This is a genomic window from Clostridium sartagoforme (genome assembly GCF_004794105.1).
GTDB classification, from domain to species: Bacteria; Bacillota; Clostridia; order Clostridiales; family Clostridiaceae; genus Clostridium; species Clostridium sartagoforme_B.
The window spans coordinates 1-20,826 of the sequence record NZ_SRYR01000004.1 but is presented as its reverse complement, the minus strand read 5'-3'; the positions used below and the strand labels follow the sequence as shown (position 1 = coordinate 20,826).

The following is a 20,826-nucleotide window of genomic DNA, read 5'->3' as shown; positions in this document are numbered from 1 at the left end:
TCCGGGATTACTTTCTTTTTCTTGCTGCTTTTTCGTCATAATCGTGTCCTCTGTAAGTTCTTGTTAATGCGAACTCACCAAGCTTATGTCCTACCATGTCTTCGCTTACGAAAACTGGAACATGCTTTCTTCCATCGTGAACAGCAATTGTATGACCAATCATTTGTGGGAATATTGTTGAACTTCTTGACCAAGTCTTAACAACCTTCTTATCTCCACTAGCATTCATTTCTTCAATTTTCTTTAAAAGTCCTTCATGTACAAAAGGCCCTTTTTTTGTTGATCTACTCACTATAATTTGCCTCCCTTCATAATCTATAGGCTGACAAGCCATGAAGAGAACTTACTTCTCTTCATACTACTTATCGTTTCTTCTCTTTATTATGAATTTGTCAGAATACTTCTTATTCTTTCTAGTCTTGTATCCAAGTGCTGGTTTACCCCATGGAGTAACTGGACTTGGTCTACCGATTGGTGATCTACCTTCACCACCACCATGAGGGTGATCGCAAGGGTTCATTACAGAACCTCTAACTGTAGGTCTCCATCCTAAATGTCTCTTTCTACCAGCTTTACCGATATTGATAATATCGTTAGTAGTATTTGAAACAGTTCCTACTGTAGCTCTACATTCTATTCTAACATATCTCATTTCACCTGAAGGTAATCTTAATGTTGCATAGTTACCTTCTTTAGCCATTAATTGAGCTGAAGTACCAGCTGATCTTACCATTTGAGCACCTTTGCCTATTTGTAATTCAACATTGTGAACAAAAGTACCTACTGGTATATTTCTTAATGGAAGAGCGTTACCAATTTTGATATCAGCATCTGCTCCTGAAACTACAACATCTCCAACTTTTAATCCAACTGGAGCTATTATATATCTCTTATCACCATCAGCATATACAACTAGTGCTATGTATGCTGTTCTGTTTGGATCGTATTCGATAGTAGCAACCTTTGCAGGGATACCATCCTTATTTCTCTTGAAATCTATTATTCTATATTTTCTCTTAGCTCCACCACCGTGGTGTCTAACAGTTATTTTACCTTGAGCATTTCTACCACCGCTTTTGTTTAATGAAACAAGAAGTGACTTCTCAGGAGTACTTGTTGTAATTTCTTCAAAAGTAGCCATTGTCATATGTCTTCTTGATGGGGTAGTCGGTCTAAACTTTTTAACTGCCATGTAAATTCCCTCCTTACTTTAAGCTTATCTGGTATTTATATACCAATAATGCGCTTTATTCGCGTTATTGCATTCCTTCGAAGAATTCGATGCTCTTGCTATCTTCTGTTAAAGTAACAACAGCTTTCTTGAAGTCTGCTCTTTTTCCTACATGTACGCCCATTCTCTTTGTTTTTCCCATAGTTCTTAATGTTTGAACTTTGTCAACTTTTACGCCGAAGATTTCTTCTACAGCTTTTTTAATTTGAACTTTGTTAGCGTTAATTTGAACTATGAAAGTGTACTTTTTGTCTGCCATAGCAGTCATACTCTTTTCAGTGATAACAGGCTTTCTTATAATATCATAGCTTGTCATTATGCGTACACCTCCTCAATCTTTGATACAGCATCCTTAGTTATGATTAATTTTTCAAACTTTAATAAATCATAAACATTGATGTTGTTAACTGGCATAATTTGAACATCAGCAATATTTCTAGCTGATTTGTATAATACTTCGTTTGATTCACCAGTTACTATTAAAGTCTTCTTAGCTTCGAAAGCTTTTAATACTTCAACCATGTTCTTAGTCTTTGGAGCTTCGAATCCTAATGTTTCTAACACTACCATTTGACCGTCTTGAACCTTGCTAGTTAAAGCAGACTTCATAGCTACTTTTCTCATGCTCTTTGGCACTGATACTCTGTAATCTCTTGGCTTTGGTGCGAATACTATACCACCTTTGATCCATTGAGGTGCTCTAATAGAACCTTGTCTTGCTCTACCAGTTCCTTTTTGTCTCCAAGGCTTGATTCCGCCCCCTCTTACCTCAGCTCTTGTCTTAGCTGATTGAGTTCCTTGTCTCTTGTTAGCTAATAAAGCAACTACAACTTGATGCATAGCATCTGTGTTAACTTCAACTCCGAACACATTATCGTTTAATTGGATATCTCCAACTTGTTTTCCTTCTTGATTAAATAATCCTACTGTAGGCATCCTGTTTCCTCCTTTCTATAGAAATTAAGCTTTAACTGCATTTCTTATTACTACTGTACCTTTGTTAGGTCCTGGGATACCACCCTTGATTAGTATTAAGTTCTTTTCAGCTATAACCTTAACTACTTCTAAGTTTAATACTGTTGTGTTAACAGCACCCATATGCCCTGGCATATTCTTGTTTTTGAAAGTTCTTGATGGATCTGATGAAGCTCCCATAGAACCTACTGCTCTGTGGAACTTAGAACCGTGACTCATTGGTCCTCTGCTTGCATTCCATCTCTTGATAACACCTTGGAATCCCTTACCTTTAGAAACTCCAGATACATCAACTTTATCTCCAACTTGGAATAAGTCAGCTTTAATTTCTTGACCAACTTCATAAGCTGAACAATCTTCTAATCTTAATTCCTTTAATCTTCTCTTTAAAGAAACTCCTGCTTTAGCATAGTGTCCCTTCTTTGGCTTGTTAACTAATTTTTCTCTTATGTCACCAAATCCAACTTGTATTGCTTCATAACCATCTTTCTCGATAGTTTTCTTTTGAACAACAACACATGGACCAGCTTCTACTACAGTTACAGGAACAACCTTACCATTTTCATCAAAGATTTGAGTCATTCCAACTTTCTTTCCTAATATAGCTTTTTTCATGTATTTACACCTCCTAAACGTATTAGCGGATTGATTAACAATCATAATCGTTCAAACTGTTTATTTGATAAGTATTTACTATAGCTTAATTTCGATATCAACACCAGCTGGTAAGTTTAATCTCATTAAAGCATCAACTGTCTTAGGTGATGGATTAACTATGTCGATTAATCTCTTGTGTGTTCTGATTTCGAATTGCTCTCTTGAATCTTTGTATTTGTGAACAGCTCTTAATATTGTAACAACATCTTTTTCAGTTGGTAGTGGTACTGGACCTGCAACCTTAGCTCCTGTTGATTTAGCTGTTTCAACAATTCTTTCAGCAGATTGATCTAAAATATTGTGATCAAAAGCCTTTAATCTGATTCTTATTTTTTGTTTTGACATCTTGGTTTCCCTCCTTTTCATGTACGCTTTACTTCTAACGCACAACAGTGGATGTTCTATAAACTGCTCCACGTGTTTCATATTTTACCCATGGTGCTATAGAACCCCTGGCGTAGGATTCTAGATCCTAACTTCTTAATTAAGAATTAACCCGGAAGTCCGGCAACCTCTTAATTATGTACTGTTTGCTATACAACTCCTACATTATACTATGTTTAAATAGGCTTTTCAAGAGTTTTTTTATCGTTTTTTCATAAATTTTAAGACTTATATTACTCTATAAATTTTATTTTATAATTTCCTCAGCAAATATATTCTATATTGCTTATCTTCTTTTATCAATAGATTTTTTTATGTAATTTCTACCGTATACTTTCACCCATTATATAGTATTCCTATTTTATTATATATTAATCATTTACAATAACTTGGAATTTTTTTTATTTTAAAATTAAAAGAGAGTAAAGGCGTCCCTTTACTCTCCAATTGTGATCACATTATTTTATTTAAAAAACTTTTAGTTACTATTCGATTATGCTAGTAACAACTCCTGAACCTACAGTTCTTCCACCTTCTCTGATGGCGAATCTTAATCCTTCGTCCATAGCAACTCTAGTGATTAATTCAACGTTCATGTCGATGTGGTCTCCTGGCATAACCATTTCCATTCCTTCTGGTAATTTGATTGATCCAGTAACGTCTGTTGTTCTGAAGTAGAATTGTGGTCTATATCCATCGAAGAATGGAGTATGTCTTCCACCTTCTTCTTTTTTAAGTACGTATACTTGACCTACGAACTTGTGGTGTGGCTTAACTGATCCAACTTTTGATAAAACTTGACCTCTTTCGATGTCAGTTCTTTGAACTCCTCTTAAAAGAACTCCAACGTTGTCTCCAGCTTGTGCTTCATCTAGTAACTTTCTGAACATTTCTATTCCTGTTACTACTACTTTTCTGCTTTCTTCTTGTAATCCAACGATTTCTACTTCGTCTCCTACGTGAAGAACTCCTCTTTCAACTCTTCCTGTTGCAACTGTTCCTCTACCAGTGATTGTGAATACATCTTCTACTGGCATTAAGAATGGCTTATCTGTTGCTCTTTCTGGAGTTGGGATGTAGCTGTCTACTGCTTCCATTAACTCTAAGATTGGAGCGATTGCTTTTTCATCTGTTGGGTTTTCTAATGCTACTAAAGCTGAACCCTTGATTACTGGAATATCATCTCCTGGGAAGTTGTATTCAGATAATAATTCTCTAACTTCCATTTCAACTAATTCTAATAATTCTTCATCATCTACCATATCAGCTTTGTTTAAGAATACTACTATGTAGTCAACTCCAACTCTTGATGCTAGTAGGATGTGTTCTCTTGTTTGTGGCATTGGACCGTCTGCTGCTGAACAAACTAGGATTGCTCCGTCCATTTGTGCTGCTCCAGTGATCATGTTCTTAACATAGTCAGCATGTCCTGGACAGTCAACGTGAGCATAGTGTCTGTTTTCAGTTTCGTATTCAACGTGTGATGTATTGATTGTGATTCCTCTTTCTTTTTCTTCAGGAGCCTTATCTATATCAGCATAGTTGAATGCTTCTGCATAACCTCTGTTTGCTAAAACTGTTGTTATAGCAGCTGTTAATGTTGTCTTACCGTGGTCAACGTGACCAATTGTTCCAATGTTTACGTGTGGTTTACTTCTTTCGAATTTTTGCTTTGCCATTGTAAAATCCTCCTTTATGGAAATTAAATTATATGAACCTTCTTAGTTATTATATCTAATTTAGTTCTTTTTTTCTATACTTATCTTAATTTTCATTTAGTATTCACATACTAAATTTTCTTTGTAATGTTACTAATAATATATTATTAGTAACATTACTTAAATTTATAACTAAAACTAAAATTAATTAGCCTCTTTCACTCTTAATCTTTTCTTGGATGCTCTTTGGAACTTCTTCGAAGTGATCGAATACCATTGAGTAAGTTCCTCTACCTTGAGTTCTTGATCTTAAAGTAGTTGCATATCCAAACATTTCTGAAAGTGGAACGAATGCTCTAATTATTTGAGCTCCGTTTATAGCTTCCATACCTTCGATTCTTCCTCTTCTTGAGTTAAGGTCTCCCATTACATCTCCCATGTATTCTTCTGGAACTGTAACTTCTACCTTTTCTACTGGCTCAAGTAATACTGGATCTGCTTTAGCCATAGCATTCTTAAATGCCATAGATCCTGCTATCTTGAAGGCCATTTCAGATGAGTCAACTTCGTGGTATGATCCATGAACTAACCTAACTTTGAAGTTAATAGTTTCATATCCTGCTATAACCCCGTTCTTAGCTGCTTCTTGAATACCATTGTCTATAGCTGGAATGTATTCTCTTGGAATAGCTCCTCCAACGATAGCATTTTCAAATACGTATTCTCCTTCAGTTGGTTCCATTTCAATAACAGCATGACCGTATTGTCCTTTACCACCTGATTGCTTAGCATATTTAGCTTCAGCTTTAACAGCTTTTCTGATTGTTTCTTTGTAAGCAACTTGAGGAGCACCAACGTTACACTCAACTTTGAATTCTCTAGTTAATCTATCAACTATGATTTCTAAGTGAAGTTCTCCCATACCTGCAATAATTGTTTGACCAGTTTCTTGATCAGTATGAGTTCTGAAAGTTGGATCTTCTTCAGCTAACTTAGCTAATGCTAATCCCATCTTTTCTTGACCAGCTTTTGTCTTTGGCTCTATAGCTACAGATATAACTGGTTCTGGGAATTCCATTGATTCTAATATTATTGGATTATTTTCTGCACAAAGAGTATCCCCTGTAGTAGTGTTCTTTAATCCAATTATTGCTCCTAATTCACCTGCTTCTAATGATTCAACCTCTTCTCTATGGTTGGCATGCATCTTAACAAGTCTTCCGATTCTTTCTTTCTTTCCCTTAGTTGAGTTTAATACATAAGTACCACTTTGCATAATACCTGAATAAACTCTTGTGAAGGCAAGTTTTCCTACGAATGGGTCAGTAGCTATCTTAAACGCTAAAGCTGACATTGGAGCTTCGTCTGAAGCTTCTCTTGTATCTTCTTCACCTTCTAAAGTAGTTCCTTTAACAGCAGGAATATCTAATGGTGATGGTAAGAATGCAACCACTCCATCAATCATTTGTTGAACACCTTTGTTTTTGTATGATGATCCACAAATACATGGAACTATTTCATTAGCTATAGTAGCTTTTCTTAAAGCTACCATCATTTCTTCTATAGTTAATTCTTCACCTTCTAGGTATTTTTCCATTAACTCTTCATCTGATTCAGCTATAGCTTCTATAAGAGCCATTCTGTACTCTTCAGCTTGATCTACTAAGTCAGCAGGAATTTCTTCTTCTCTAACGTCTTTTCCTAGGTCATCATAGAACATAATAGCTTTATTAGTTATTAAGTCTACCATTCCCTTGAATTGATCTTCTGAACCAATTGGAATTTGTATTGGCACAGCGTTAGCCTTTAATCTATCTCTTACAGTGTTGATACATCTGAAGAAGTCTGCTCCAGTAGCATCCATCTTATTAACATATATCATTCTTGGTACACCGTATTTGTCTGCCTGTCTCCAAACAGTTTCAGTTTGAGGTTCAACCCCACTCTTTGCATCTAGAACTGTAACAGCTCCATCAAGTACTCTTAATGATCTTTCAACTTCAACTGTGAAGTCTACGTGACCCGGAGTATCTATTATATTTAATTCGTGGCCTTTCCAGAAACACATAGTAGCTGCAGAAGTAATTGTTATACCTCTTTCTTTTTCTTGTTCCATCCAGTCCATTTGTGAAGCACCTTCGTGTGTTTCACCTATTTTATGAGTTTTACCTGCATAAAATAATATACGCTCAGTAGTTGTTGTCTTACCAGCATCTATATGAGCCATTATCCCAAAGTTACGGAATTTATCTAACGGATAATTTCTTGCCATCTATAGTCCTCCTCTCAACGAGTAATTTTAAATTCGACAAAACTGTTTTGGTTTTACACCAAAACAGTTTGTATATTAGTATCTGTAATGAGCAAATGCCTTGTTTGCTTCAGCCATCTTATGAGTATCTTCTCTCTTCTTAACAGCTGCTCCAGTATTATTAGCTGCATCCATTAACTCTCCAGCTAATCTTTGAGCCATTACTTTTTCGCCTCTTTTTCTAGCTGCAGCTAAAATCCATCTAAGTCCTAAAGTCTGTCTTCTTTCTGGTCTTACTTCGATAGGAACTTGGTAGTTAGCACCACCTATTCTTCTAGCTTTAACTTCTAATAAAGGCATTACATTGTTCATAGCTTCTTCGAATACTTCTAAAGCTTCTTTGCCTGTTTTTTGCGCCATTATTTCAAACGCTTCGTAGCATATTTTTTGTGCTACTCCTTTTTTACCGTCTTCCATAACGTTGTTTACTAACTTAGTAACAACCTTTGAGTTATATATTGGATCTGGTAATACATCTCTTTTTGCGATATGTCCTTTTCTTGGCACTTTTCTTCCCTCCTTAACATGATAAATTTAAGTTCATTGGTACTCTGCAATTTAAAATTGCCGTAAAGTGCTCACTTCTTCATCTATATAAACTTAATTTATAAATCTATGTAAATGCTGAAGACAAGCACTGTTATAGTTTATTTACTAAACTATTTTTTTGCCTTCGGCTTTTTAGCACCGTACTTTGATCTTCCTTGCATTCTGTTAGCTACTCCAGCACAGTCAAGTGCTCCTCTTACGATATGGTATCTAACACCAGGAAGGTCTTTTACTCTACCACCTCTTATAAGAACAACGCTGTGCTCTTGTAAGTTGTGTCCTACACCACCGATATATGCGCTTACTTCGAATCCATTTGTAAGTCTTACTCTCGCGATTTTTCTTAAAGCTGAGTTAGGCTTCTTAGGAGTAGTTGTTTTAACAACTGTACAAACTCCTCTTCTTTGTGGACACTCATTAAGTGCTGGCGCTGTTGACTTGTTGATAACAGTTTTTCTGCCTTTTCTTACTAATTGGCTAATAGTTGGCATTTTTTCACCTCCTGAAAATTTTTTATCTATATATCTAATATTTAAGATAAAAGCTTAATTAAATTTTTTTCATGAAGTAGAAACCCTCAATAAAGATTCATAGAGGCTCAGTTCATGACTTTGCCTCCATGACTTCATGTAGGCAATTCTATTAGCGTGTATCTTAAAAATCACACAATTGGTATTTTATCATTTAAGCATACACATGTCAATAAAATTGCTATCTATTATTCAATAGATTCTACCACTTCATTTTCTACTGGAAGTTCCTCTACATCTAGCTTTACGTTTCTGTATCTCATCATTCCAGTACCTGCTGGTATTAACTTACCAATAATAACATTTTCTTTTAATCCTACCAATGGATCTATCTTACCTTTAATTGCTGCTTCTGTAAGAACTCTAGTAGTTTCTTGGAAGGATGCTGCTGATAAGAAACTATCAGTTGCAAGAGCTGCTTTAGTAATACCTAATAATGCTTGCTCTCCCTTTGCCTCTTCTCCACCAAATTCTCTTACTCTTTCATTTTCTTCAATAAAGTCGAATACATCAATCATTGTACCTGGTAGTAAATCAGTATCTCCAGAGTCTGATACTTTTACCTTTCTAGTCATTTGTCTAACAACTACTTCTAAGTGCTTATCATTGATATCAACACCTTGTAATCTATAAACTTTTTGAACTTCTGATAATAAGTATTTTCTTGCTCCATCAATACCTTTTATAGCTGCTATATCATGTGGATTTACTGAACCTTCAGTTACTTCATCCCCAGCTTCTATAAAGTCACCATCTGATACCTTTAATCTTGAACCAAATGGAATTTCATAACTACGTTCTTCTCCATCTTCAGCCATTACAATTACAGTTCTCTTCTTCTTAGTTTCTTCAACCTTAACAGAACCTGTAATTTCACTTACTATAGCTAAACCTTTAGGTTTTCTTGCTTCAAATAACTCTTCAACTCTTGGAAGACCTTGTGTAATATCGGCTCCAACTACTCCCCCTGTATGGAAGGTTCTCATTGTAAGCTGAGTTCCTGGTTCTCCGATTGATTGAGCTGCAATAATACCTACTGCTTCACCTATATTGATCTTTTGAGCTGTTGCCATGTTCATACCATAACACTTAGAACATACTCCTACTTTACATTTACATGTAAATACAGATCTAATCTTAACTTTTTTAACTCCAGCTGCTGCAACTTTCTCTGCAACATCTAGTTCCATATATTGATCAGCTTCTACCATTACTTCACCAGTTTCAGGATGAACTATTGGTTCTGCTGTATATCTACCATATAATCTTTCTGCTAAGCCTTCAATTGCTTCATTTCCTTCTTTTATTTCTGAAACAACGATACCTTCTGTAGTACCACAATCTACTTCTCTTACGATAACATCTTGTGATACGTCAACAAGTCTTCTTGTTAAGTATCCTGAGTCAGCTGTTTTAAGAGCAGTATCGGCATTACCTTTTCTAGCTCCGTGTGTAGATATGAAGTATTCTAAAACTTCAAGACCTTCTCTAAATGATGCTCTGATTGGTAATTCTATAATCTTACCAGTCGGGCTGGCCATAAGTCCTCTCATACCAGCTAATTGCTTAATTTGAGACTTAGATCCTCTGGCTCCTGAGTCAGCCATCATGAATATTGGATTGAATTTATCCAAGCTATCCATAAGTGCATCCGCAACATCTTCAGTTGTCTTAGTCCATTTTTCTATAACTCTTTCATATCTTTCTTCTTCAGAAATGAAACCTCTCTTATACATCTTTTCGATTTTCTCTACTGTATCATCTGCTTCTTTAAGTAATCTATATTTAGCTTCTGGTACTATCATATCAGATGCTGCAACAGTTACCGCTCCAATAGATGAGTAGTGATATCCTAATGCTTTAATCTTATCTAGCATTATAGATGTATTAGTTGGTCCGTGAACTGCATAACATTTATCAATTATAGTTCCTAATGTCTTCTTAGTTATTAAGAAGTCAACTTCTAAGTTAAATTCTTCTTCTTTGTTATTTCTATTAACAAAGCCTAAGTCTTGAGGAATTGATTCGTTAAATATTAGCTTACCTACTGTAGTATTAATTATACCTGATTTAACTTCTCCATTTACCTCTTTAGTCATCTTAACTTTAATTGCAGCATGTATAGCAATTTCTCCTACTTCATAAGCCATTATAGCTTCATCTTTAGAGTAGAATGCTTTACCTTCTCCCTTGGCTCCTTCTTTATCCATTGTTAAATAGTATGAACCTAGAACCATATCTTGAGTAGGTACACAAACTGGTTTACCATCAGATGGCTTCATTATATTTCCTGCTGCAAGCATTAAGAATCTTGCTTCTGCTTGTGCTTCAACTGATAATGGTACGTGAACCGCCATTTGGTCTCCATCGAAGTCAGCATTATAAGCAGTACATACAAGTGGATGTAATTTAATAGCTCTACCTTCTACTAAAACAGGTTGGAATGCTTGAATTCCAAGTCTATGTAGAGTAGGTGCACGGTTTAATAGAACTGGATGGTCAGTAATAACTTCTTCAAGTACATCCCATACTTGATTGTTTACTCTTTCAACCATTCTCTTAGCACTCTTTATATTGTGAGCAACTCCATCTTCAACTAACTTCTTCATTACAAATGGTTTAAATAATTCTAAAGCCATTTCTTTTGGAAGTCCACATTGATACATCTTAAGCTCTGGTCCAACAACGATAACTGATCTACCAGAGTAGTCAACTCTCTTACCAAGTAAGTTTTGTCTAAATCTTCCTTGCTTACCTTTTAGCATATCTGATAAAGATTTAAGTGGTCTGTTTCCAGGACCAGTAACTGGTCTTCCTCTTCTACCGTTATCAATAAGTGCATCAACTGCTTCTTGAAGCATTCTCTTTTCATTTCTTACAATGATATCAGGTGCTCCTAGGTCTAAAAGTTTCTTTAATCTGTTATTTCTATTAATAACTCTTCTATATAAATCATTTAAGTCAGAAGTTGCAAATCTTCCTCCATCTAATTGAACCATAGGTCTAATATCTGGTGGAATTACAGGAATAACGTTTATTACCATCCATCTTGGATCGTTACCTGATTTTCTAAATGACTCAACTACTTCTAATCTTCTTATGATTCTAACTTTCTTTTGACCAGTGCTTACTTTTAATTCTTCTTTAAGCTCTTTTGTTTGAGAGTCTAAATCAATCTCTCCAAGTAATTGTTGAACAGCTTCTGCTCCCATTCCAGCTACAAAGCTTTCATCACCATACTTATCTACAGCTTCTCTATATTCTTTTTCATTTAGAAGTTGTTTCTTTAATAATGGTGTTTCTTTAGGATCTATTACTACATATGAAGCAAAGTATAGTATTTTTTCTAAAGCTCTTGGTGACATATCTAAAAGTAATCCCATTCTTGATGGAATTCCTTTGAAGTACCATATGTGAGAAACTGGGGCAGCAAGTTCAATATGCCCCATTCTTTCTCTTCTTACCTTAGCCTTAGTTACTTCAACTCCACATCTATCACAAACTATTCCCTTATATCTTACTCTCTTATATTTACCACAATGACATTCCCAGTCCTTGATAGGTCCAAATATTCTTTCACAGAATAGACCATCTCTTTCTGGTTTTAGAGTTCTATAGTTTATGGTTTCAGGCTTCTTAACTTCACCTCTTGACCACTCTCTTATTTGATCTGGTGAAGCTAAACCTATTTGTATAGCATCAAAATTATTCAATTCAAACAAGGGTACATCCTCCCTTCAAATTTAGTGTTCATCATTTACAAAGTCATCAAGTTCTAAGTCTTCTTCGTGGAAGCCATCTAAAGCAAAGTTCTCGAATTCAACTTCTTCCTCTACTTCTACTTCATCTTCTGACAATGTATAACTATCATCTATATTTACTTCTTCAGAAACAACATCCTCTGTACCTTCGATGTTAACTTCTAAATCTTCCATATCTTCTTCTGCAAATTCCTTAAGTCTTACTTCTTGGTTTTCATCATTTAATACTTTAACATCTAAGCATAAAGCTTGAAGTTCTTTTATAAGTACCTTAAATGATTCTGGAACTCCTGGTTCTGGGATGTTTTCTCCCTTAACTATAGCTTCATATGTCTTAACTCTACCTACAACATCATCTGACTTAACAGTTAATATTTCTTGTAGTGTGTGAGCTGCACCATATGCTTCTAATGCCCAAACTTCCATTTCCCCAAATCTTTGACCACCGAATTGTGCCTTACCACCAAGTGGTTGTTGAGTTACTAATGAGTAAGGTCCTGTTGATCTTGCGTGAATCTTATCGTCAACTAAGTGAGCTAGCTTTAAGATATACATTATTCCAACAGTAACTTCATTATCAAATGCTTCTCCTGTTCTACCATCATATAGTACAGTTTTTCCATTTGCATTATATCCTGCTTTTTCTAAGCATTCTTCTATATCTTCTTCTGTTGCACCATCAAATACAGGAGTAGCTATATGCCATCCTAATTGACTTGCTGCCCATCCTAAGTGAACTTCTAATACCTGACCGATGTTCATACGAGATGGAACCCCTAGAGGATTTAAACAGATTTGTAGTGGTCTTCCGTCTGGTAGGAATGGCATATCTTCTTCTGGAAGAACTCTTGATATAACCCCTTTATTACCGTGACGTCCAGCCATCTTATCCCCAACAGAGATTTTTCTCTTTTGAGCTATATAACATCTTACTAGTTCATTAACACCAGGATTTAATTCATCCCCGTTTTCTCTAGTGAAGACTTTAACATCTACAATTATACCTGCTTCCCCGTGAGGAACTCTTAATGAAGTATCTCTTACTTCTCTTGCCTTTTCACCAAAGATAGCTCTTAATAGTCTTTCTTCAGCTGTTAATTCAGTTTCTCCCTTAGGTGTTACTTTACCTACAAGAACGTCTCCTGATCTAACTTCAGCACCTATTCTAATGATACCTCTATCGTCTATATCTTTTAATGCATCTTCACTTACATTAGGAATATCTCTAGTTATTTCTTCTGGTCCTAGTTTAGTATCTCTAGCTTCACACTCATATTCTTCAATATGGATAGAAGTAAAGACATCTTCTCTAACTAATTCTTCAGAAATAAGCATAGCATCCTCGTAGTTATAACCTTCCCAAGTAATGAAGCCCATTCTTATGTTCTTACCTAATGCTATTTCACCTAGATCAGTTGATGGACCATCAGCTAATACTTGGTTTTTAAACACTATTTCACCCTTATCTACTAAAGGTCTTTGGTTTATACATGTACCTTGGTTACTTCTCTTAAATTTAAGAAGTTTATATACGTCAGTTCCTCCATCAGAATCTCTTTTAACTCTGATTTCACTAGCACTTACATATGTTACTTTACCAGCATTTTTAGCCTTTGGTAAAACTCCTGAATCTACAGCAGCTTTAAACTCTATTCCTGTACCTACTATTGGAGCTTGTGGCTTTAATAATGGTACTGCTTGACGTTGCATGTTTGATCCCATCAGTGCTCTTGAAGCATCATCATTTTCAAGGAAAGGTATCATAGCTGTTGCTACAGATACTATTTGTCTAGCTGAAACGTCTATTAAATCAACTTCTTCAGCATTAACTACTAAGATATCATGCTTGCTTCTAACAGTAACTCTGCTATCAACAAACTTTCTATCTTCACCAATAGGTTCTTTAGCTTGTGCTACAAGGTATAAGTCTTCTTCATCAGCTGTGAAGTATCTTATTTCATCTGTTATTACTCCATTTACTTTATCAACAACTCTATAAGGTGTTTCAATAAATCCATATTCATTAACCTTAGCATATGTAGCTAAAGAGTTAATAAGACCTATGTTTGGTCCTTCTGGAGTCTCGATTGGACACATTCTACCATAATGTGAATGGTGAACGTCTCTAACTTCGAAACCAGCTCTTTCTCTTGAAAGACCTCCTGGTCCTAAAGCAGATAATCTTCTCTTATGAGTTAATTCTGAAAGCGGATTTGTCTGATCCATGAATTGTGATAATTGAGAGCTACCAAAGAATTCTTTAATAGCAGCTGCAACTGGTCTAATGTTTATTAACATTTGAGGAGTTATAGCTTCTTGGTCTTGAATAGTCATTCTTTCCTTAACTACTCTTTCCATTCTTGATAAACCAATTCTAAATTGGTTTTGTAATAACTCTCCAACTGATCTTAATCTTCTATTACCTAGATGGTCTATGTCATCTACATAACCAATAGAATAAGCTAAACCTATTTCATAGCTTATTGTTGCAAAGATATCATCTTTTATTATATGTTTAGGTATAAGCCTAGTTATATTTTTCTTAATTTCTTCTTTAATAGTTTCTTCATCATCGTAATTATCTAGTATTTCTTTTAATGTTGGATAATGAACATATTCCTTGATATTTAAATCTTCAATATCAAATGATATGAACTTATTTATATCAACAAAGTGGTTACCAATTACTCTAACTACTTTATCCTCTACTAGTATATCAACTGAATTGATACCTAAGTTTTGAATTTCTTCAGCAGTAGTTCTGCTAATTTTCTTACCTTGCTCTACTATAATTTCTCCAGTTTCAGGATTAATTATGTCTGTAGCTGCAATTTGGTTGACTAATCTTAAATTTAATGCTAACTTCTTATTAAACTTATATCTACCAACTCTTGATAAATCATATCTTTTCGCATCAAAAAATAGGGAATCTATAAGAGATACAGCGCTATCCACAGTTGGTGGTTCACCTGGTCTTAATCTCTTGTATATTTCCAATAATGCTTCTTCTTTAGTCTTAGTATTATCCTTTTCTATAGTAGCTTTGAATCTTTCATCTTCTCCAAAATACTCTAAAAGCTCTGCATCACTTCCAAAGCCCATAGCTCTAGCTAATATAGATATAGGAAGCTTTCTAGTTTTATCTATTCTTACATAGATAATATCGTTAGAATCAGTTTCATATTCTAACCATGCTCCCCTATTTGGAATTACTGTTGATGAGTATAACTTTTTACCTGTTTTATCAACATTAAAATTGTAGTATACTCCTGGTGACCTAACAAGCTGACTTACAATAACTCTTTCTGCACCATTGATGATGAAAGTTCCTTGATCCGTCATTAATGGGAAGTCACCCATAAATACTTCTTGTTCTTTAATTTCTCCAGTTTCATTGTTTTGTAATCTAACTGAAACTTTTAGTGGCGCAGCATAAGTAGAATCTCTTTCCTTACACTCTTCCACTGAATACTTAATATTATCCATATCTAGTTTGTAATCTACAAATTCTAAAACAAGATTACCTGTAAAATTTGTAATAGGATTAATGTCATCAAATACTTCGTGAAGACCTTCCCTTAAAAACCATTGATATGAATCCAACTGTACCTCAATAAGATTTGGCATTTCTGTTACATCTTTAACTTTACCAAAACTCATTCTAGTTCTTTTTCCGACTTGGACAGGATGTACCATGAATTTTCACCCCTTGTATAAAACTAAAATAACCAAAAGCATAGCTTCCCTAAGGACTTTTACTTTCGGACAACATCACTTATTAGTATAACCACGTTTTACGCGCTTATACAAATTTTTCATATGAATATATACCTACCCATAATGAATAGTACATTTAATGATACTATCATATTACAGATTCAATGTCAATTATTTTTATTGCATTAATTATGTTAATCATCATTTTTATCACTTCAGCAACTTATAAAACTATATAAAGTATTCCAGCACATTATATTTTATATAGTTTCATTTAGGCAATTAAAAAGGTGCCATTACAGCACCTTTTTATTTTAAAGTTAATTACTTAACTTCTACTTCAGCTCCAACTTCAGCTAATTTAGCTTTCATATCTTCAGCTTCTTCTTTTGAAACGCCTTCTTTAATTGTCTTAGGAGCTCCGTCAACTATTTCTTTAGCTTCCTTTAATCCTAATCCAGTTAATTCTCTAACTACTTTGATAACCTTGATCTTTTGGCCACCAGCGTTAGCTAATACTACGTCGAATTCAGTCTTTTCTTCTGCAGCTGCAGCACCACCTGCAACAGCTCCTGCAACAGCTACTGGAGCAGCAGCGCTAACACCAAACTCTTCTTCACAAGCTGTAACTAGCTCGTTTAATTCTAAAACAGTCATTTCTTTTATTGCTTGAATTATATCTTCTCTTGTCATTTTAATTGCACCTCCAAAATTTTTATCAGTTATTATTCAGCTGACTCTGATTCTTTTTTCTCTTTAATCGCATTTAATAAGTATGCTAGGTTTGATAATGGAGCCTTGAAGCTTCCAAGAAGTTTTGCGATAAGAACTTCTTTTGATGGTATTGTAGCAAGCTTTTCAACTTGAGCTTTATCATAAACTGTACCATCAACCATACCTGCTTTTAATTCTAGTTTCTTGTGATCCTTAGCAAATGTGTGTAACACTCTTGCAGGAGCAGTAGCATCTTCGTAACCGAATGCTATAGAAACTGGTCCTTCTAAGTAAGCATCTAAACCTTGAATTCCTAATTCATTAGCAGCTAAAACTACTAAATTGTTTTTGTAAACTTTGTATTCAACGCCTGCTTCTCTTAGGTTTTTTCTTAAAGTTGTATCTTCTTCAACTGTTAAACCTTGATAGTTAGCTAGAACAACGCCTTGAGCTTTTTCTAACTTTTCTTTAATTTCAGCTACTTTAGCTTCTTTTAATTGTCTATTCTTGTTCATTACTGTGTGTCCACCTCCTCACAGTTTTTAACTGCAATTTTATATTAAGAAAGGCCTTCCCATAAGACATAGGAAGACCACAAATAATTACTTACCTTGGCGTTCCTCGGTAGGCAATTATTTAAACCTTTCGGCACCTACTGTCTTTGGAATCAGTATTCTTTTTAACAACATAAAAGATTTTATTACATAATCTTTTATTTGTCAATACTAATCTAAAACTTTTGTTGGGTTAACTTTAGCTCCTGGTCCCATTGTGCTTGAAACTGATACTGATTTAATGTATTGTCCCTTAGCAGCAGCTGGTTTAGCTTTGATTAACGCATCCATTAAAGTGTTGAAGTTAGCTTGAAGTTTTTCTACTCCAAATGACTTCTTTCCGATTGGGCAGTGAACGATAGCAGTCTTATCAACTCTATATTCAACCTTACCAGCTTTAATATCAGCTATTGCTTTAGCAACATCAAATGTTACTGTTCCTGATTTTGGGTTTGGCATTAATCCCTTAGGTCCTAAAATTCTACCGATTCTACCAACAACACCCATCATATCTGGTGTAGCTACAACTACATCGTAGTCGAACCAGTTTTCACTTTGGATCTTTTGAACTAATTCTTCAGCTCCAACGAAATCTGCTCCAGCTTCTTGAGCTTCCTTAGCTTTTTCTCCCTTAGCAAACACTAAAACTCTTACAGTTCTACCTGTTCCGTGTGGAAGAACAACAGCTCCTCTTACTTGTTGATCTGCATGTCTTGGGTCAACCCCTAATCTAACATGTAGTTCTATAGTTTCATCAAACTTAGCTTTAGCAGTTTTAACAGCTAAATCTAAAGCTTCAGATGGAGTGTATAATGCACTCTTATCTATTAATTTTGCACTTTCAATATAATTCTTTCCCATGATTTGCCTCCTTTGTGGTATTAGCGGTTTTTACCTCCCACTTTTTTACGAATTACTCTTCAACAGTTACTCCCATACTTCTTGCAGTACCTTCGATCATGCTCATAGCAGTTTCGATAGTAGCCGCATTTAAGTCTGGCATCTTTAATTCAGCAATTTTTCTTACTTGATCTTTTGTTAACTTACCAATCTTAGTTCTGTTTGGAACTCCTGAACCACTTTCGATTCCTAATTCCTTCTTAATAAGAACTGCTGCTGGTGGAGTTTTTAGTATGAAACTAAAAGATCTATCTTGGTAAACTGTTATTACAACTGGGATTATTAATCCAGCTTGATTAGCAGTCTTTGCATTAAACTCCTTACAGAATCCCATAATGTTAACACCGTGTTGACCTAATGCTGGTCCTACTGGTGGTGCTGGTGTCGCCTTACCTGCAGGAAGTTGAAGTTTAATCATTCCTGTTACTTTCTTAGCCATGTTATTATTCCTCCTATACTGTGGTAATACGGACTTTAAGTCCTCCCACTTTATTAAAACATTAGCTTATATTAAACTAATTTTTCAACTTGTGTAAATTCTAATTCAGCAAGAGTTTCTCTGCCGAACATATCTATTGAACCTTTAAGCTTACGCTTTTCTAAGTTTATCTCTTGGATTATAGCCACAAATCCTTTTAGTGGTCCAGAGATAACACTTACACTTTCCCCAACCTCTAAATCTATCTCTACAGGTGCTTCTTGAACTCCCATAGATTCGACTTCTTCATCAGTTAGGGGAACTGGTTTAGAAGCTGGGCCAACAAATCCTGTTACACCCCTTGTGTTTCTAACCACATACCATGACTCATCAGTCATTAGCATTTTTACTAACACATATCCAGGAAACTTTTTCTTTAGAGAAATCTTTTGTTTCCCATCTTTCTCTTCTACAACTTCTTCCATAGGAACTTGTATATCCTGAAGCAAGCTTTGAAGATTTCTATTTTCAATGGTTTTCTCAAGATTTGCTTTAACTTTGTTTTCGTAGCCTGAGTATGTGTGTACTACATACCATCTTGCTTTTTCACTCATATTTTCTTTTAGGCAATTATTGCCTAAACCTCCTTATTTAAAATTTAAAATGAACTTAAAGAGGTTTTGAAAAATATAGTCAAACCCACCTACTAATACAACGTATATTAGTACTACTACGCCAACTGCAATTAACGCTTTTTTAGTTTCATTTTTAGATGGCCAAGTTATTCTTCTAACTTCTGCCTTAACCTCTCTAAAAAATTTTAATATACCACCTTTTCCAGATGGATTCTTCGCTACTTTCACATTTTCTTTAACAGCCATTACTTCACATCCTTAATTATTGTGAGTATATGTCATTCCTATACAGCTAACTACTTAGTTTCTTTATGAAGTGTATGTTTCTTACAGAATTTGCAATACTTATGCATTTCTAATCTGTCTGGGTTGTTCTTCTTATTTTTCATTGAATTGTAATTTCTTTGCTTACACTCTGTGCATGCTAAAGTTATCTTTACTCTCACAGTCTGCACCTCCAGTTTACCGTAAATAATATAAAACCTTATACTTTATGTTAATTTATTTTTCGTTAATTACCTAAACACATTACCATAAAACATGTATTATGTCAATATATATGACCTTCATAGGACTAGGTAATGAAACCCAGTCCTACGAAGTATTTATCAATCTTTGTTACTATTCGATTATGCTAGTAACAACTCCTGAACCTACAGTTCTTCCACCTTCTCTAATAGCGAATCTTAATCCTTCGTCCATAGCAACTCTAGTGATTAATTCAACGTTCATATCGATGTGGTCTCCTGGCATAACCATTTCCATTCCTTCTGGTAATTTGATTGATCCAGTAACGTCTGTTGTTCTGAAGTAGAATTGTGGTCTATATCCATCGAAGAATGGAGTATGTCTTCCACCTTCTTCTTTTTTAAGTACGTATACTTGACCTACGAACTTGTGATGTGGCTTAACTGATCCAACTTTTGATAAAACTTGACCTCTTTCGATGTCAGTTCTTTGAACTCCTCTTAAAAGAACTCCAACGTTGTCTCCAGCTTGTGCTTCATCTAGTAACTTTCTGAACATTTCTATTCCTGTTACTACTACTTTTCTGCTTTCTTCTTGTAATCCAACGATTTCTACTTCGTCTCCTACGTGAAGAACTCCTCTTTCAACTCTTCCTGTTGCAACTGTTCCTCTACCAGTGATTGTGAATACATCTTCTACTGGCATTAAGAATGGCTTATCTGTTGCTCTTTCTGGAGTTGGGATGTAGCTGTCTACTGCTTCCATTAACTCTAAGATTGGAGCGATTGCTTTTTCATCTGTTGGGTTTTCTAATGCTACTAAAGCTGAACCCTTGATTACTGGAATATCATCTCCTGGGAAGTTGTATTCAGATAATAATTCTCTAACTTCCATTTCAACTAATTCTAATAATTCTTCATCATCTACCATATCAGCTTTGTTTAAGAATACTACTATGTAGTCAACTCCAACTCTTGATGCTAGTAGGATGTGTTCTCTTGTTTGTGGCATTGGACCGTCTGCTGCTGAACAAACTAGGATTGCTCCGTCCATTTGTGCTGCTCCAGTGATCATGTTCTTAACATAGTCAGCATGTCCTGGACAGTCAACGTGAGCATAGTGTCTGTTTTCAGTTTCGTATTCAACGTGTGATGTATTGATTGTGATTCCTCTTTCTTTTTCTTCAGGAGCCTTATCTATATCAGCGTAGTTGAATGCTTCTGCATAACCTCTGTTTGCTAATACTGTTGTGATTGCAGCTGTTAAAGTCGTCTTACCGTGGTCAACGTGACCAATTGTTCCAATGTTTACGTGTGGTTTACTTCTTTCGAATTTTTGCTTTGCCATTGTAAAATCCTCCTTTA

20 protein-coding genes and 1 other annotated feature are annotated in these 20,826 nt (G+C 35.1%); all 20 genes read right to left on the bottom strand.

What is annotated here, in order from left to right:
- Nucleotides 1-7 precede the first annotated feature (7 nt).
- Nucleotides 8-292 carry a 30S ribosomal protein S19 gene (gene rpsS, locus E5347_RS09685; RefSeq protein WP_136006846.1) on the bottom strand — a complete coding sequence of 95 codons (285 nt, stop codon included), beginning with the start codon at nt 290-292 and terminating at the stop codon, nt 8-10.
- 66 nt (nt 293-358) lie between these two features.
- A complete protein-coding gene (gene rplB / locus E5347_RS09680; protein WP_136006844.1) occupies nt 359-1,192 on the bottom strand; it encodes a 50S ribosomal protein L2 in 834 nt (277 codons plus the stop codon).
- Between the two features lie 64 nt (nt 1,193-1,256).
- Entirely contained in the window at nt 1,257-1,547 is a 291-nt protein-coding gene (gene rplW, locus E5347_RS09675; protein ID WP_136006843.1) for a 50S ribosomal protein L23, read from the bottom strand.
- On the bottom strand, nt 1,547-2,167 hold the full coding sequence (gene rplD / locus E5347_RS09670) for a 50S ribosomal protein L4 (RefSeq protein WP_136006841.1): 621 nt from the start codon (nt 2,165-2,167) through the stop codon (nt 1,547-1,549). The genes rplW and rplD overlap by 1 nt, the downstream gene beginning before the upstream one ends.
- 24 nt (nt 2,168-2,191) lie before the next feature.
- Nucleotides 2,192-2,821, bottom strand: a complete 630-nt coding sequence (gene rplC / locus E5347_RS09665; RefSeq protein ID WP_136006840.1) for a 50S ribosomal protein L3 — start codon at nt 2,819-2,821, stop codon at nt 2,192-2,194.
- Nucleotides 2,822-2,899: 78 nt separating this feature from the next.
- Nucleotides 2,900-3,208: a 30S ribosomal protein S10 gene (rpsJ, locus tag E5347_RS09660; protein WP_136006838.1), complete on the bottom strand. Its 309-nt coding sequence runs from the start codon at nt 3,206-3,208 to the stop codon at nt 2,900-2,902.
- A 524-nt stretch (nt 3,209-3,732) separates the two neighbouring features.
- Entirely contained in the window at nt 3,733-4,926 is a 1,194-nt protein-coding gene (gene tuf, locus E5347_RS09655; protein WP_136006816.1) for an elongation factor Tu, read from the bottom strand.
- A 187-nt stretch (nt 4,927-5,113) separates the two neighbouring features.
- Nucleotides 5,114-7,177 carry an elongation factor G gene (gene fusA / locus E5347_RS09650; protein WP_136006836.1) on the bottom strand — a complete coding sequence of 688 codons (2,064 nt, stop codon included), beginning with the start codon at nt 7,175-7,177 and terminating at the stop codon, nt 5,114-5,116.
- 75 nt (nt 7,178-7,252) lie between these two features.
- Nucleotides 7,253-7,723 carry a 30S ribosomal protein S7 gene (gene rpsG, locus E5347_RS09645; RefSeq protein WP_136006835.1) on the bottom strand — a complete coding sequence of 157 codons (471 nt, stop codon included), beginning with the start codon at nt 7,721-7,723 and terminating at the stop codon, nt 7,253-7,255.
- Between the two features lie 152 nt (nt 7,724-7,875).
- A complete protein-coding gene (rpsL, locus tag E5347_RS09640) occupies nt 7,876-8,256 on the bottom strand; it encodes a 30S ribosomal protein S12 (protein WP_136006833.1) in 381 nt (126 codons plus the stop codon).
- Nucleotides 8,257-8,483: 227 nt separating this feature from the next.
- Nucleotides 8,484-12,017 carry a DNA-directed RNA polymerase subunit beta' gene (rpoC, locus tag E5347_RS09635; RefSeq protein ID WP_136006831.1) on the bottom strand — a complete coding sequence of 1,178 codons (3,534 nt, stop codon included), beginning with the start codon at nt 12,015-12,017 and terminating at the stop codon, nt 8,484-8,486.
- Nucleotides 12,018-12,038: 21 nt separating this feature from the next.
- The gene (rpoB, locus tag E5347_RS09630; protein ID WP_136006828.1) at nt 12,039-15,752 is read right to left on the bottom strand and encodes a DNA-directed RNA polymerase subunit beta; all 3,714 of its coding nucleotides are present in this window, start codon (nt 15,750-15,752) and stop codon (nt 12,039-12,041) included.
- 345 nt (nt 15,753-16,097) lie between these two features.
- Nucleotides 16,098-16,466: a 50S ribosomal protein L7/L12 gene (rplL, locus tag E5347_RS09625; protein ID WP_136006827.1), complete on the bottom strand. Its 369-nt coding sequence runs from the start codon at nt 16,464-16,466 to the stop codon at nt 16,098-16,100.
- A gap of 32 nt (nt 16,467-16,498) precedes the next feature.
- Complete coding sequence (gene rplJ, locus E5347_RS09620; RefSeq protein ID WP_136006825.1) at nt 16,499-17,002, bottom strand: 50S ribosomal protein L10; 504 nt, start codon at nt 17,000-17,002, stop codon at nt 16,499-16,501.
- Nucleotides 17,003-17,039: 37 nt separating this feature from the next.
- Nucleotides 17,040-17,170 (bottom strand) — a sequence feature (ribosomal protein L10 leader region).
- Nucleotides 17,171-17,212: 42 nt separating this feature from the next.
- On the bottom strand, nt 17,213-17,902 hold the full coding sequence (gene rplA / locus E5347_RS09615) for a 50S ribosomal protein L1 (protein ID WP_136006824.1): 690 nt from the start codon (nt 17,900-17,902) through the stop codon (nt 17,213-17,215).
- A gap of 52 nt (nt 17,903-17,954) precedes the next feature.
- A complete protein-coding gene (rplK, locus tag E5347_RS09610) occupies nt 17,955-18,380 on the bottom strand; it encodes a 50S ribosomal protein L11 (RefSeq protein ID WP_136006822.1) in 426 nt (141 codons plus the stop codon).
- Nucleotides 18,381-18,451: 71 nt separating this feature from the next.
- Nucleotides 18,452-18,973: a transcription termination/antitermination protein NusG gene (gene nusG / locus E5347_RS09605; RefSeq protein WP_136006820.1), complete on the bottom strand. Its 522-nt coding sequence runs from the start codon at nt 18,971-18,973 to the stop codon at nt 18,452-18,454.
- A gap of 33 nt (nt 18,974-19,006) precedes the next feature.
- Entirely contained in the window at nt 19,007-19,240 is a 234-nt protein-coding gene (secE, locus tag E5347_RS09600; RefSeq protein WP_136006818.1) for a preprotein translocase subunit SecE, read from the bottom strand.
- Between the two features lie 50 nt (nt 19,241-19,290).
- Nucleotides 19,291-19,440 (bottom strand): 50S ribosomal protein L33, encoded by a 150-nt coding sequence (gene rpmG, locus E5347_RS09595; protein ID WP_008681213.1) that lies wholly within the window; start codon nt 19,438-19,440, stop codon nt 19,291-19,293.
- A gap of 175 nt (nt 19,441-19,615) precedes the next feature.
- Nucleotides 19,616-20,809, bottom strand: a complete 1,194-nt coding sequence (tuf, locus tag E5347_RS09590; RefSeq protein ID WP_136006816.1) for an elongation factor Tu — start codon at nt 20,807-20,809, stop codon at nt 19,616-19,618.
- Nucleotides 20,810-20,826 lie beyond the last annotated feature (17 nt).

What these genes read in the sequence shown, in the direction of transcription:
- rplB (WP_136006844.1), bottom strand. Translation starts at nt 1,192, where the DNA reads ATGGCAGTTAAAAAGTTTAGACCGACTACCCCATCAAGAAGACATATG.
- rplW (WP_136006843.1), bottom strand. Translation starts at nt 1,547, where the DNA reads ATGACAAGCTATGATATTATAAGAAAGCCTGTTATCACTGAAAAGAGT.
- rplD (WP_136006841.1), bottom strand. Translation starts at nt 2,167, where the DNA reads ATGCCTACAGTAGGATTATTTAATCAAGAAGGAAAACAAGTTGGAGAT.
- rplC (WP_136006840.1), bottom strand. Translation starts at nt 2,821, where the DNA reads ATGAAAAAAGCTATATTAGGAAAGAAAGTTGGAATGACTCAAATCTTT.
- rpsJ (WP_136006838.1), bottom strand. Translation starts at nt 3,208, where the DNA reads ATGTCAAAACAAAAAATAAGAATCAGATTAAAGGCTTTTGATCACAAT.
- tuf (WP_136006816.1), bottom strand. Translation starts at nt 4,926, where the DNA reads ATGGCAAAGCAAAAATTCGAAAGAAGTAAACCACACGTAAACATTGGA.
- fusA (WP_136006836.1), bottom strand. Translation starts at nt 7,177, where the DNA reads ATGGCAAGAAATTATCCGTTAGATAAATTCCGTAACTTTGGGATAATG.
- rpsL (WP_136006833.1), bottom strand. Translation starts at nt 8,256, where the DNA reads ATGCCAACTATTAGCCAATTAGTAAGAAAAGGCAGAAAAACTGTTATC.
- rpoB (WP_136006828.1), bottom strand. Translation starts at nt 15,752, where the DNA reads ATGGTACATCCTGTCCAAGTCGGAAAAAGAACTAGAATGAGTTTTGGT.
- rplL (WP_136006827.1), bottom strand. Translation starts at nt 16,466, where the DNA reads ATGACAAGAGAAGATATAATTCAAGCAATAAAAGAAATGACTGTTTTA.
- rplJ (WP_136006825.1), bottom strand. Translation starts at nt 17,002, where the DNA reads ATGAACAAGAATAGACAATTAAAAGAAGCTAAAGTAGCTGAAATTAAA.
- rplA (WP_136006824.1), bottom strand. Translation starts at nt 17,902, where the DNA reads ATGGGAAAGAATTATATTGAAAGTGCAAAATTAATAGATAAGAGTGCA.
- rplK (WP_136006822.1), bottom strand. Translation starts at nt 18,380, where the DNA reads ATGGCTAAGAAAGTAACAGGAATGATTAAACTTCAACTTCCTGCAGGT.
- nusG (WP_136006820.1), bottom strand. Translation starts at nt 18,973, where the DNA reads ATGAGTGAAAAAGCAAGATGGTATGTAGTACACACATACTCAGGCTAC.
- secE (WP_136006818.1), bottom strand. Translation starts at nt 19,240, where the DNA reads ATGGCTGTTAAAGAAAATGTGAAAGTAGCGAAGAATCCATCTGGAAAA.
- tuf (WP_136006816.1), bottom strand. Translation starts at nt 20,809, where the DNA reads ATGGCAAAGCAAAAATTCGAAAGAAGTAAACCACACGTAAACATTGGA.